Source organism: Brenneria salicis ATCC 15712 = DSM 30166, from assembly GCF_003315515.1.
Taxonomy (GTDB): domain Bacteria; phylum Pseudomonadota; class Gammaproteobacteria; order Enterobacterales; family Enterobacteriaceae; genus Brenneria; species Brenneria salicis.
The window spans coordinates 1-14,169 of record NZ_QNRY01000066.1 but is presented as its reverse complement, the minus strand read 5'-3'; the positions used below and the strand labels follow the sequence as shown (position 1 = coordinate 14,169).

Below are 14,169 nucleotides of genomic sequence, written 5' to 3'. Positions count from 1 at the left end.
AAAAAATGTCAGACAATTTATTAAAACCGCATCACCTTTCCCAGGCAACAAACCTGGACTAACAAAAGTGGAGCGGTAATAGGCGCAGTTATTTATCATACAAATTTATTTGTACGGGAAAGCGACAATAGAACAAACTTTTAAAATCAACATGGTTATTTTAAAATTTATCGGATAAACAACCGTATTTTTCTGCAACGAAAAATAACCATGTGGTTAATCCGTTCTGTATTGGTTCGTATTCAACTGTAGGGGGTGATTTATTTACGCATCGTTATGCTAAATTTTACTTATCAACCATTTTACTGATCAACAATGACAACGTGCTCTATCCAATGGGTTTCAAGATCCTGAACAGCGGTAAGCGGATCAATTTCCAATAACGGATGCGATGCAAAACCGACGATTCTGAAAGATGGTGGATTATTTAGGAGAAAATAATATGCAGTTACGTACCACGAAGGAAAAAATCCTGATAGCAATATTAGTCGGGATCATTGCCGGTATTATTTGCGCACTGGCGAAATTTGGTTGGGAAATTCCGTTCCCGCCGCGGACGCCAGACCGCGATCTTACCAATCCGCCGCAACAGTTACTGCAACAGTTGGGCATGTCTTTCGAAATGTCCCACATCACCTATTTGTTTAACGGCAACCCAAGGCCCATCATGAGTTTTATCATGCACTTCGGGTTTTCCATTACCTTTGCCGTGCTGTACTGCGTGGTGGCCGAATTTTATCCCAAAATCAAACTCTGGCAGGGGGTCTTTTACGGCCTGGTTCTGCATGTTGTCTTCCATATTATCCTGCTGCCGTTGTTCGGCACCGTACCGGCGCCGTGGGATCAGCCGTTTGCCGAGCATTTCTCCGAGCTTTTCGGCCACATGTTCTGTTTCTGGCTGGTTGAAATTGCCCGCCGCGACTTACGCAACCGTATTACTCATGCGCCGGATGCGGAAGTGCCGCTGTCGCAAGCTACCCGATAAGCTTACGGTTCAACATGCTGGAAACGCTGCCGCCAGGTGCTGGGTGAAAGGCCAAATGCTCGTAGGCGACCACGGAGAAAGAGTGACTGTCGATCAAGCCGCACTGCGCGTCAGCCTCTTCCGCCGTGGTTTAATCGGCGTCGCATATTGCCTGTGACGCCATTACCGGAAGCGCCCTATAACGTAAAATCTTTGTGGCGGACGTGATGCCCGCCAACCCGGATAATAGTCCGCTCAGCGAGGCGCTTGTTCCCGTTTTCTATCTGGATTGATAAACCATCAGCGGGGCGCGGTGCGCATCAGAACGTCATCACCGACTGCAAAAGCTGTTGCGCATAGGGATGCCGCACCTGTCCCAACGCGGACATCTCATCCACTCGCTCAATCACGCGGCCCGATTGCAAAAAAACCACTCGCTGGCACAGGTAGGCGACAGCCCCTAAATCGTGGCTGATAAACAGATAGGTCAGCCCCAGCCGTTCACGCAGTTCCGCCAGCAAATCCAGCACTTGCACCTGCACGGAAACATCCAGCGCGCTGACTGCCTCATCCAGCACGATAAACTGCGGTTGACTGGCGATGGCTCTGGCGATGCAGACGCGCTGCATTTGCCCGCCGCTCAACTGGTGCGGAAAACGCTCGCATAATTCCGCTATCAACCCAACCTGATCCAGCAATCCCGCCACCTGTCGCCGCACATCTTCACGCCGCGTCACGCCACGCCCGCGCAAAGGCTCCGCCACAATGTTCAACACATTCATAGAAGGGTTGGCCGATGAGGTATAGTCCTGAAAAACCGCGCTGACCCGCACCTGCCGCGCCCGCGTGCCTTGCCAGAAACGCCGCGGCGTATAGAGCGGTTGCCCCGCCAGCCGCACCTGCCCGCGCTTCGGCGCTTCCAGCCCCAGCAGAATCCGGCCCAGCGTACTTTTTCCGCTGCCGCTCTCGCCGATAATGCCCAGACATTCGCCGCTGCGCACGCTGAACGACACATCATGCAAAACGGGCAACCACTGACCAACGTTTTCCGCCCGATAGCCATGACTCACCTGTTCGATGTCAACCAGCGCAGTCATACGCCACCTCCCGTTCATTGGCCGGTGCGACCACCAGCGCCTGATAACGTCGCTGCAAGGCCTGGCGGGAAGCCACCAGATAGCGTGTATGCGTGTGCTGGGGCTGGCGCAGCACCTGCCGCGCCTCACCCTGCTCCACCGCACGCCCCTGATGGATCACCAGTACGCGATCAGCGATACGATTCACCACGCCGAAATCGTGAGATATAAAAATCATGGTGGTGCCCAGGCGCTGACGAATGGCGCTGAACGCCTGCATGATTTCGTGCTGGGTGACCGAATCCAGCGCGGTCGTCGGTTCATCGGCGATCAGCAGTTGCGGCTCCAACGCCAGCGCGATGGCGATCATGATGCGCTGCAACATGCCGCCGCTGATCTGAGCGGGATATTTATCAAACAATGCCGTCACGTCCCGCAGCCGGACGAGTTGCATCATCTCCAACGCGCGTTCGCGCGCTTCGCGCCGGTTCAGCGCCAGATGGACGCCAAAGGTTTCCACCATCTGCTTACCGACCGATTGCAATGGATCAAACGCATTCATCGGGTGTTGCAGGATCATGGCGATGCTTTTCCCGCGCAACCGCCGCATTGCTTCCGGCGGTTGCGCCAGCAAATCCGTTCCGTTCAACCAGGCTTGCCCGCTACAGGTAAATTGCCCGCCCAGCAGCCCCATCAATGCCCGACAAGTCAGGCTTTTTCCGCTGCCGCTTTCGCCGACCACGCCAAGGCAGGCATGGCGAGGCAGAGAAAAGGCGATATCGTTCAGCAATGTTTGCCCGCCGGCTTTCAATGCAACCTGCAAATTTTCGACACGTAGTAAATCGCTCATCAATGAGACTCCCGTGGGTCCAGCGCATCACGCAGACAGTCACCCAGCAAATTAAAAGCGGCCACCACCACCAGGATCGCCAGCCCCGGCGCCAGCATTTGCTCAGGGTGGCTCAGCATCACTTTTTGCGCCTCGCTTAACATGGTGCCCCACTCGGCCGTCGGCGCCTGAACGCCAAGCCCCAGGAACGACAGCGCGGAGATATTCAGAATCACCCAGCCGGTATCCAGCGTCGCCAGCACCACGATCTCGGATAACGTATTGGGCAACAAATGGCGTCGTAAAATAAACCACCACGGCGTCCCGCTGGCGCGGGAAAACAGAATGTAATTTTTCTGGCTGTGCTTAATGACAATGCTGCGGATCATGCGGGTATACCACGCCCACTTCACCAAAATATTCGCCAGGATCACGTTCCCGATCCCCACGCCCAGAATGCCGACAATCGCCAGGATCATAATCTGGCTGGGGAAGGACAACATGACGTCGCAACAGCTCATCATGATTTCGTCCAGTCGGCCACGAAAATAACCGGACAGGAAGCCAAACAAACAACCAATCACAATCGTTACCGCCATGGTCAGCAGCGCCAGAAACAGCGTGGTTCTCACGCCGAACATCAGACGCGACAGCACGCAACGGCCAAGATGATCAGAGCCCAGCGGGAAGTGAGCGCTGAAGTCGGCGTATTTACGGGCGATATTAATCTTGTTCGGATCGTTGGGCGCCAGCCACGGCGCGAAAATGCCGATGACGACCACCGTAATCAGCACCAGCAGGCAGAGCAGTGCGACTTTATCGCGCAGCAGTTTTTGCGAAAACAACATATTATCTCTCTTGTCGCAAATCCGGGTCCATCCAGCGCTGAATGATATCCACCAGCAGATTGCAGAACACAAACAGTACCGCCATCATCAGGATATAAGCCTGAATAACCGGGTAGTCACGACTGAATATCGCTGAAATACACAGCCGCCCTACCCCCGGCCAGGCAAAGATATTCTCGATAATCACCGTCCCGGCCAGCAGTTGCGGAATGCTCATGCCCAGCGCGGTAATGCTGCTATGCAGCGAATTCCTCAGCACATGGCGCAGAATAATGCTTTTCTCCGTCAACCCGCGAGTACGGGCGTAATAGACGTAATACTGCTGCATGTTTTCCAGCATATTGTTACGAATTAATCGGATATAGATGGAGATATACACCATCGACAGTGTGACGGCAGGCAGAATAATGTGCGCGAATGTGCCGCTGCCGCTGGTCGGCAGCCAATCCCACGCCAGCGCAAACCACCAGATCAGCAGCAGGCCAAGCCAGTAGCTGGGCATGGCCGTCCCAAGAAAAACCAGCGTCCTAATCAGGCGATCAAACAGGCTGTCTTTATACACCGCGCTCAACACGCCCAGCGGGATGCTGATACTCAGGATCATCACCAGCGCCAATCCAGCCAGCGCCAGTGTCGCGGGCAAACAACGGGCAATCTCATCCAGCACCAGTCGGTTGTTGACATATGAGTAGCCAAAATCCAGACGCATGGCATCGAACAACCAGTAGAAATAGCGCAGCAGAAAGGGACGATCCAGCCCAAGTTGCAAGCGCATAGCGTCGATTGACTCCGGGGTGGGAATAATTTCATTGACCCGCAGCGCCACTTCAGCCGGATCAGCAGGCACCAGATTCAACAACAGAAAAGAGAGGAATGAGATGCCGAATAGAATCGGCGCGGTCAGCAACAGACGCCGGCAGATATATTTTTTCACATCACCACCTGTCATTTCGCAGATCCCTCCGCAACGCGGAAAGCATGAAACAGATAACATGGAACAGAAACAAAGCGCATGTATCAGCAACAGCCTCCGCCTCGCCATCAGGAAAAGCGGAGGTTTGCCTTACAGTCGCCTTAAACGCCTGACTCGCGTTAATCCATTACTCGCGGTACATGCGATCAAACGGGATCTCAAACTGTGATGGGTTAAAGCCCACCCCTTTCAGACTCTTCACATACACCGCCCGGTTGCGCTCATATGTCAACGGGATATAGACCGCTTCGTTATGCAGCGTGGTCAGGACATAACGATAGAGTTCCTGCCGCTTTTGTTCATCCGTGGTGATGAGCGCATGGGCAATGCTGTCATCGATCTGTTTTTTCTCAGCCAGTCCTTGTTGTGCGGCGTAGTCGCCGTAAACCGGCAATTTCATTCCCGACAGGAAGGACTGAGGATCGTAAGGCGTACCCCAGGAAATATTAAACACGATGTCGAATTTGCCCGCTTTCTGACGATCGCGGTAAGCCTGTTCCTCTTCACCATACAATTTGAGTTCAATACCCAGGTCGGCGAATTCGCTTTGCAGGTATTCGGCAATCACTTTTTGCGATGCGGTGTTGCTGTCGTAGTAAATCGCGATGGAGAGCGGCTTACCGTCTTTCTGCCGCCATGTCTGACCGTCTTGCCGCACCCAACCCGCCGCGTCCAGCAGTTTTGCCGACTGTTCCAGATCATACGCATAAGGTTTCAGATCGATATTGCTGTACGGTACGTTTCTGGCCAGCAGCGTATCCGCCGGCACTTCACTGCCGCCGAAGATGCCTTCCGCGATATCCACCTTATTCACCGCGTGCTGCAACGCCTGCCGCACGCGTACATCCTTCAGGTTTTCCGACTGGGTGTTAATCAGCAGCATGCGGGTGGACACCGGTTCGGAAAGCTGTGTGGCGAATTTCTTGTCCTTGCTCAGTTGGGTGAAAGAATCGGCGTCAATCATGTTTTTGCCATAAATCAGTTCGATCTCGCCTTTCTGCAATGCCAGCAAGCGTGTCTGATTATCCGGTATCACCTTCATCACCACGCGCTCCAGCCTGGGTTTCTCGCCCCAATAATGCGGATTGAGCGTAAATACCGCATATTCATCGGTTTTATGTTCGCTCATCACATAAGGGCCGGTGCCGATATAAGCCGTCACCCCCTGTCTCGTTTCTCCCGCTTTCATCGCGGCCGGCGAAATAAAGCGCATGGGCCGGGTGACCGCCAACTCAGTCAGGAAAGGATAATAGGGCTCTTTCAGGGTAAAACGCAGTTGGCGTTCATCAAGCGCTTCAACCTTATCAATGATGCGCACCATTTCCAGCCAGCCATGCCGTTCGCGGTTAGCCAACACCGCATCGATGTTCTGTTTCGCCGCCTGAGCGTTGAACGGCGCGCCATCGCTGAATTTCACGCCATCGCGAAAAGTAAAAGTGTAGACCTTGCCGTCGGCGGAGGTTTGCCATTTTTCCGCCAGCCAGGGCTGAATGCCGGTGGGCGTGATTTTCACCAGCGATTCATACAACATATTCTGCGCCCAGATCTCACCGGAATAGAGATGCGGATTGAGATCGCGCGTATCACGAAAGTTGGCGAACGTTAGCGACGCGGGCGTTTGCGCCAGCGTCGGGCCTGTCAATAACGGGGAAAAGCAAAGCAGCAGCGTGGCAAGGAGACGATGGGGTTTCTTCATTCGGCGCATAGGCGCCGATAATGCAGAAGTGCTCTCAAATGTAGTCATAGTAATATTCCATTTACCTAAAAAATGCAGAGGTGGAAAGAATGTAGCCTAAAATCGGTCGTTATATTAACAAGACAAAACTCAGGTGAGAATAATTATCGTTTATTAAAGCATGACGCAGCGCAGAGAAAACAGAAAATCTTTATGCTGAATCATACTGATCTCGGCGCATCAATACCCGAACATGTTATAAAATCCTGTTAAATCAATGTGTTTCGGTAAAAGCAGACGGCTATCGGTCAAAGCATTCGGTACGGGTGAAAATGGCGTGCATCCCTCCGCTCGTAACTTAAAAATTAAGCATTATCGAATAAATAAATTTAGTTGCCGCTTTTAAGACCACAGGAAGAGTAAATCACGCTAAACATACCTCACACAAATAATATTTTTCTTAATTATTTTTTCCGTTATTATTTTCATCCCCCTAATAAACAATCATTAATAGCCTATAATTAACTCATGTTATTACCATTAATTTAATAAAAAAATCACCATATACATCCTTCTTTGCAGTATATTGAATAAAATTATTATCAACTAAATAAAACATCATCATTCATAGATAAAATGAGAGTTAAAACTTTAAACTTTATTAAATAAAAAAACATTTACTGTCGACACCAAGTGCAACATTCTTTTTCAAGTCGCGAAAGGTGCTGAAAAAACTTGCCGACTAAATAACTTTGCGCATTGATGCTTCACTTCTCTTCGTGCGAGGCCAGTGCTGGCAGGGTGCCGCCTTCAGCAAGCGTAGCGCTATTATGCAAAGCCATTTAGAATATAAATTCTTTAATTAATTAAATAGTTACATTTTTCCAACTTAGCTGAACTTGAATAATCAGCGTCGCAGGAGGGCGACTTTCTGGCACTTGTGGTTGATTGGCATTTATGGTAGGCGTTGTTGTACACCAGGCAGTTTGACTGCCAGGGCAATTTACGCCATACGCGATAATCATAGAGTAAGGGAAATACTTATGCGGCAAGAGTTTCAACCGATCCACATTTGCCTCATCAGTCAGGATGATGGATTAATACAAGATTTAGAAGTAGTGCTTAATGATATCAATGCATTAATGAGCGGCAACGCCAGCATGCCTGCCTGGAAGACGTCGTCAGGCGAGGATTGCATAGAAGGCGACTGCATCCTCTATAAACAAATATTTGAACAAGCAAATCATTATTTATCGCAGCATAAGTGCAAGGGTCTTTTCCTGTCATTACTGCGTTTCGACTCAATTTCAGCAACGCTTGGGGCATTGACGTCAGGTAATCAACCGCCAGTGCAGATGGAGTTTGTCTTCTTAGACGCCAAAGACAAAGAACCCGGCGCGGAAGATCCATTCATACCCTTTATCCGCAAACAACCAGAAACCCGCTTTTCGCCTTATTCAATGATACTGCTATGTCAGGAGGAACTCCTGAGAAAATGGATGTGTCTGTCGGGAAGCAACGGACAGGTACGCGTATTGCATCCCAATCCGTGTCAACGTAGGGCCGACTTTCTGCGATTGATTCTGGGCCACCTGGAACACGCCTATTACAACCGTATGCTCATGCGTATCTATCAGAATAAGGATGAACCGGTGACGCTGGCGAAGACAATTCATCGTCATATGACCGCACGCTGGGGCGATCAGTGGGACTTTCACTTCTATACCGGTTCGATGATAGCCCGGTTCATCAGTTCGATGAATACTTTACTGCAAGGTTCAGGCCAACGCTGCCATACTGGAAATAACGAACATTCTCTTGCCGTCAGCGCGTTGGCTGGCTGGCAGTTATATAACCGGCCCTATGTGATAGCCATGACCTCCGGCATGATCGATGAGATGCGCGGCACCCTGACAAACCTTAAACACGCTGCCGCGCCGGGCCTGATTGTCTGCGCCGATTCCCCCTCAACTATCTGGTATCCGTTTCAAGGGACGGTCAACGCGGATAACAACGGGCATGCGGTGATTGCCGCTCGCGGTTTATGGCATTGTTTTATAAATTCCCCCGATGATATATCCACTGCAATGGAAGGCGCTTTCCAGACTCTTGATGAGCATCCGGCGCCAACCTTTATCATGGCTACGCAAGCCATGCTCGAATCGCAATTGGATGAACCCGCGATCACAATACGGCCACCCGTCATCAAAACGGCGGATCTTTCCGCGACACAGCGTGAACGGCTAGATCAGACGGTAGCGGCCATCAACCATGATAATGCACGTATGCTATGGCACTGTGACCGCCTCACGCCAGACGAACAAGTGCGCGTTATGCGACTGGCAGAGAAAGCGGGCATTGGGTTGGTCGACAGCATCATTCATCCCGGCAGCATACCCACTTACCGGGAAGGCGTACCCGTGGAAAACTATCTTGGCACACTTTCCATGTACGGTTTTAACCGCGCAATCTATGAGTTTCTGGAGACGCCGCCTCAGCAAAACGAAAGCCGGCCCTGGTTGTTCTTTCTCAAAAGCAGAATTGAACAATCAGCCACGCCTTATTCGGAAGGTAAGCTCAAGCGCAACTTCAACGTTGCTCAGATCACCAGTAACACGGCGCATATATCGCCATTCACCAGCCTGGCTCTGGATGTGCGGCTGAAAGATTTTCTTGACTATATAGAACCGCGTCTGGATGTCCACCACACCGTGCTGTCTCAACGTCGGACATTACTTGCACAATTGCGGAATATTCGGGAAGCGATGCCAACCGATCTTATCGAAACGATGCCGATGACGCCCAATTACTTCTTCCACCAGTTGAATTTGCTGTTAACCGACCTGATTCAACGGCAAGGCTATCACTATATCGGCGTCTATGATGTCGGACGTTGCGGCTTATCGGCCATTCGCAATGTCGCGCGCACCGATGCCGGCTTCTCCGGTTGGTATGGCCGCGCCCTGATGGGAGATGGCCTGATGTCGCTGCCCTATATCGCGCTGAAAAACGATCGCAACGTGCTGGCCTTTGTTGGCGATGGCGCTCGCGCAATCGCGCCGGACATAGAACAGCGTTTGATCTTGTCATCAGCTAAAGGCGTAGCTGCTCGCGGCGGCAACGTCACCGTCCTGTATCTGAGTAATGGCGGGCTCTCCATGATCCAGAGCTATCTGGACAAGCGTCACCTGCCGAACGGCTATAAACAAGTCCATGTCCCCATGGTCGGACGGGAGAGCGGGCCTAACGACTGCGTTATTGATGGCATAAACGTCCATCGCCGTACGATCCGGCGATTTTGCCCGACACAGTTGGGCGAAGCGTTAATCACGCCAGATCGCGTCAACTTCTTCGATGTTTGGCTCGGACACAACTCAGAGGGTGACGGCTTAAGCCTAATCTCAGGGAACGCCTGGAGCCATCTACGTATTTCTCAAGAGGGATAACTATGAAATTCGGATTTATTGCCCCCCCAACGTCCAGAGCACTGCTGCATCAAGTCAAACTGGTCGATATGGCAGGCCGTATGTTTGAGGAACAGGCCAACGGCTACGATCCTACGCGATGGCGTCAACGCAATCTGGTTCCGTTTATCGAATTCAGCCGCATCGTCAGCGCCTGCGGCGCGCAATGTGAAGGTATTTTACAATTCATGCCATTGACGGCTGAACAGGTGCTAAGCCAGCCGCGGCTCATCGCCGAACGCGTGATCGAAGGCGTCAACGCGCTTAAAAACGAGGGCGCGGAACTGGTAGGGCTTGGGGGCGTTACATCCATCGTCGGCAACCGCGGCCTACAGACGCTCGAACGTACGCAGGTTCCAGTGACCACCGGCAACTCGCTGACTGCCTATGCTACTTATATAAACCTGCTGGATGTTCTGTCCGCCCTTGATATTCCTTCGGAACAGGCGGAAGTTGCCGTACTGGGCTATCCCGGTTCAATCGCGTTAGCCATCGCCCGACTGCTGGCCCCGAAGGGATGCCGATTGCATCTGGTGCACCGGGGCGAAAAACAGCAATCGGCAATTCTGCTGGATTATTTACCGGCGCAATTTCACCGACAAGTCACGCTGCACGCCAACGTGGAGACATGCTACGACAAAATCAAACTGTTCGTGGCCGCGACGTCCAGCGGCGGCGTGATTGATTCACAACGGCTGGCGCCGGGCAGCGTGATCGTGGATGCGGCGCTGCCGAAAGATATGCAGCCAGGCTGGGAAAAGCGTGACGATATTCTGGTGATTGATGGCGGATTGGTTTCGGCCAACGACGCCGTAAACTTCGGCGCGTTGGCCTTAGGGTTGGGTCCGAAGCGCAACCTCAATGGTTGCCTCGCCGAAACCATCATTCTCGCGCTGGAGGGACGGGCAGAACCTTTTTCGATCGGGCGCGATTTGCCGGTCGAGCGGGTACTGGAAATTGGACGTATTGCTGAACATCATGGTTTCTCCCCGCGTCCCTTAACCAGCCAGGGTGAAACGATAAATGAAGCGAAGTTTCATCAATTACGGCGTTTCCACGGCGACAAACCGCCGGCAGCCCTGAACATCGATGACGATCCCCAACACCTTCGCACCGAAGTGCTACGCTGTTTTGGCGAGCATATCAATCCCGTCTTGCGTGAATTCTATGAGTTCAATCATATCGAACGGGTTTTCAACCACGGACAGGGATGCTGGCTAACCGATCTGGATGGCCGCCGCTATCTGGATTTTATGGCGGGCTACGGTTGCCTCAATACCGGTCATAACCATCCTCGCGTTACCACCCAGCTACAACATTACCTCGCACAGCAGCATCCCACCTTCGTACAATACCTGTCCGCGCCGTTGCATGCCAGTCTTCTGGCCCGGCGTCTGTTTGAACTTTCACCAGGCGGACTGGAACGCGTGTTTCTGAGCAACTCAGGAACTGAAGCCGTGGAAGCCGCATTAAAGCTGGCGATGGCCGCCAGCGATAAAATTACGCCCGATAAACCAACAATATTGTATTGCGCCAACAGTTACCACGGCAAAACGCTGGGGGCTTTGTCGGTGACGAGCCGCGAGAAACATCGCAAGGTATTTGAACCGCTGCTGCCACGCTGCGAGGCAATTCCGTTCGGCGATGTCGCCGCCCTGCAAGCGCGGCTTATCAAGGGAGACGTTATGGCTTTCATCATGGAGCCCATCCAGGGAGAAGGCGGCGTCATCATGCCGCCGGATGGTTACCTTTCTGCGGTGCGCGCGCTGTGCTCCGAACATCAATGCCTGTGGATCCTCGACGAAATCCAGACCGGGCTTGGCCGCTCCGGTAAGATGTTCGCCTGCCAGTGGGAGGACGTCTCTCCCGACATCATGGTGCTGTCCAAATCCCTTTCCGGCGGGCTGGTGCCGATTGGCGCCACCCTCTCATCGAAAGCTGTCTGGCAGCGCGCCTACGGTAATATCGATCGCTTTTCCTTGCACACCTCAACGTTTGGCGGCGGAAATTTTGCGGCGGCGGCGGCGCTGGCGGCGCTGGATGTGATTGAAGATGAAGATCTGGCCGGCAACGCCCGTCTGGTCGGCGCTCATTTACGGCAAGGGCTGGAAGAGTTAGCCCGCAAGCACTACTTCATTAAAGAAGTCCGCGGACGAGGACTGATGCTCGCCATTGAATTCCAGAACGATGTATCGGGCGGCATTAAAGCTTTCGTACAAGAAATGGCCAGCAGACTGCCCGCCAAAGCCGCGGCAACCTACCGGATGATGCCCATGAAAGCCCGCGATCATCTGGAAGCCGCCATGAAAGAGCTAGAGTCCACGATGGCGGACATGTTCGTGCTACGCATCATGACCAAGCTCTCTCAGGAACACAACATTCTGACCTTTGTGACAGCCAACAATAACCGGGTTATGCGAATCCAGCCGCCACTGATTCTGTCACTGGAAGAAGCCGAACTGTTCATCAAGGCGCTGAGTGAGGTATGCGCCGAACTCTCCACCTTTGAAGCATAAGGTAATACATCAGTTATAACCTGCTCCGAACAGAGAGGATGAACCGCACTGGCGCTACTGCGCCAGTGCGCCAAGGCGTCACCAACCGGATGCTGACGGCGCGAGCTCGCTTTACACCTTTGCCGATATACCGCCCGGACAACGCCGCGTCACAAAAAATTCACAATTTAACCGGCAACCACTTTCCCTCCGCAACGACTTAAAAGTGAATAAAAGGCACACCTGACTCTTTCGGATCTCTTCTTCCTTTGAGTCATGAACAGAGAATGTCGATGTCTATGCCTTAAATCATTTATCCCGCCGTCTTGTTTCATGTTTCAGTAAGACGGCTTTTTGTCAGTCAATACAGGAAAATATAAAGATGAGCTTGGAAATCTATCGGGCCTTGATAGATGGTTTCTGCGACCTCGCAGAGATCCCCCGCAGCGGCGTGATGTACGAACATCCCAATTTCGAGATCGACGGCGTCGATTTTTCCTTACCCCATATCCCGCAGCCAGAACCCGGCCATATGGCGATCCACGCCGATTTGGGCGCATTGCACGGTGAGTATTCGGCACAACAATCACTCGCATTGCTGGATATGAATTTTCACCTTTTCAACGCGCCCTATGGCGCGGTGTTGGCTCGTAATCCCAAAACCGGAAACATTCTGCTCATGGGCGCCGTCGGCCTTGAGCGTACCTCCGCAAGCACGCTGTTGGCCATGCTTTCCGCCTGCGCCGCCTTCGTGCGCGAATGGCGCGAGTCAGCCGTCACCCGTTCCGCACGCATGCCAGCCGCTGCTACGCGCAATCAACCCTATTGAGAGAAGCACGATCATGCGTATTAATGATATACAGCCTCATGCACTCACCTTGAGCAGCCTTCCCACTCAGCCAAAGGCGCCCGATATCGCGTCGACATCGACGGTCAGCATTCGTCCATCAAACAATCCTCCGCTGCTGAGCGGACAGCGCGAACGCCCAGCGTCCTTCAATGCACCGCAACATCAGGCGTTGAAACTGCCGGAGCGCCATCAACAACTGTTTGATGATTACCAGTTGGATCTGATGGAGCGCGGCAATGCGGACCTGTCTCATACCAATGGCGCGCTTCCCCGCCTGTTGGGCGGTTTGCTGGAAACCAATCCCGGTTCGCGTTTCAACGAGGTGACGGCTTATCTGCCGGGAATATCGCCGCCCCCGCGTCTGGCCGATCCGGTTTTTGCCGATCGGCTTAATGAGATTGCGGCACACAGTGAACCGCACTCTCCCCCGGACATCCAGGAAACCGCCCAGGTTTTCGTCGATTATGCTGGCAAGTTGGGCGACTACCTGGAACATGCTCATCTTCTGCACGATAGCGCGTTGCGCGAACCGAACCTCAGCCAGACGGACCGCGCGGATATCCGCCGCAGTCAGACGGCGCTGGCGTCAGCGGCGCGCGAGGCGATTAAGAGCGTTCCCGACGCGCTTGAGACGAGCATGAATAAGATTCACGCCAACGTGACGCTGCTCGAACATGAGCTTAGCGAGACGGCGCCTTCAGATGACCGCGTTAAGACGATCCAGACGGAGATGGACGCGCATAAGCAGACTCTGGCGTTCCTGCAAGGCGTACAAACCGACTATCAGGGGCATTCCAAGGTTAAGCACCTCGCTACCGTGCAGGCTCACCTCAATCTGGAGGATGTTCGGGAGCGGCTGTCCAAGCCGTTGCAAGCAACGGAAAAAGGAAAGATCATTGTAGTGGAATACTGAATTTGGCCACCTGAACAGAGGTGATATGCTCACCTCAGAACAACACAGGTGCTCCAATGAAAAAAAGAAATTTTAGTGCAGA

Annotated in this window: 10 protein-coding genes; 5 read left to right on the top strand and 5 right to left on the bottom strand. The window is 52.8% G+C overall.

Going from position 1 to position 14,169, the window contains the following annotated elements; genetic code table 11:
- The first annotated feature begins 442 nt into the window (after positions 1 to 442).
- The gene (locus tag DES54_RS17565; RefSeq protein WP_113869590.1) at positions 443 to 985 is read left to right on the top strand and encodes a YagU family protein; all 543 of its coding nucleotides are present in this window, start codon (positions 443 to 445) and stop codon (positions 983 to 985) included.
- Positions 986 to 1,284: 299 nt separating this feature from the next.
- Here DES54_RS17565 and DES54_RS17560 read toward each other — a convergent pair whose 3' ends face one another.
- The 5 genes from DES54_RS17560 to nikA form a co-directional block, all read right to left on the bottom strand.
- Positions 1,285 to 2,061 carry an ABC transporter ATP-binding protein gene (locus tag DES54_RS17560; protein ID WP_113869584.1) on the bottom strand — a complete coding sequence of 259 codons (777 nt, stop codon included), beginning with the start codon at positions 2,059 to 2,061 and terminating at the stop codon, positions 1,285 to 1,287.
- The gene (locus DES54_RS17555; RefSeq protein ID WP_113869582.1) at positions 2,045 to 2,890 is read right to left on the bottom strand and encodes an ABC transporter ATP-binding protein; all 846 of its coding nucleotides are present in this window, start codon (positions 2,888 to 2,890) and stop codon (positions 2,045 to 2,047) included. Before DES54_RS17555 ends, DES54_RS17560 begins: the two co-directional genes overlap by 17 nt.
- Positions 2,890 to 3,717, bottom strand: a complete 828-nt coding sequence (gene opp1C / locus DES54_RS17550; RefSeq protein ID WP_113869580.1) for a nickel/cobalt ABC transporter permease — start codon at positions 3,715 to 3,717, stop codon at positions 2,890 to 2,892. The genes DES54_RS17555 and opp1C overlap by 1 nt, the downstream gene beginning before the upstream one ends.
- A gap of 1 nt (position 3,718) precedes the next feature.
- The gene (opp1B, locus tag DES54_RS17545) at positions 3,719 to 4,651 is read right to left on the bottom strand and encodes a nickel/cobalt ABC transporter permease (protein WP_113869588.1); all 933 of its coding nucleotides are present in this window, start codon (positions 4,649 to 4,651) and stop codon (positions 3,719 to 3,721) included.
- 166 nt (positions 4,652 to 4,817) lie between these two features.
- Positions 4,818 to 6,434 carry a nickel ABC transporter substrate-binding protein gene (nikA, locus tag DES54_RS17540; RefSeq protein WP_240635061.1) on the bottom strand — a complete coding sequence of 539 codons (1,617 nt, stop codon included), beginning with the start codon at positions 6,432 to 6,434 and terminating at the stop codon, positions 4,818 to 4,820.
- Positions 6,435 to 7,408: 974 nt separating this feature from the next.
- Here nikA and DES54_RS17535 point away from each other — a divergent pair.
- From DES54_RS17535 to DES54_RS17520, 4 genes are all read left to right on the top strand, one after another.
- Complete coding sequence (locus tag DES54_RS17535) at positions 7,409 to 9,811, top strand: thiamine pyrophosphate-dependent enzyme (protein WP_113869579.1); 2,403 nt, start codon at positions 7,409 to 7,411, stop codon at positions 9,809 to 9,811.
- A gap of 2 nt (positions 9,812 to 9,813) precedes the next feature.
- A complete protein-coding gene (pigE, locus tag DES54_RS17530; RefSeq protein ID WP_113869577.1) occupies positions 9,814 to 12,345 on the top strand; it encodes a prodigiosin MAP biosynthesis aminotransferase PigE in 2,532 nt (843 codons plus the stop codon).
- A gap of 361 nt (positions 12,346 to 12,706) precedes the next feature.
- On the top strand, positions 12,707 to 13,153 hold the full coding sequence (locus DES54_RS17525; RefSeq protein WP_113869575.1) for a CesT family type III secretion system chaperone: 447 nt from the start codon (positions 12,707 to 12,709) through the stop codon (positions 13,151 to 13,153).
- A 13-nt stretch (positions 13,154 to 13,166) separates the two neighbouring features.
- A complete protein-coding gene (locus tag DES54_RS17520; RefSeq protein WP_113869573.1) occupies positions 13,167 to 14,087 on the top strand; it encodes a hypothetical protein in 921 nt (306 codons plus the stop codon).
- The last annotated feature ends 82 nt before the right edge of the window (positions 14,088 to 14,169 follow it).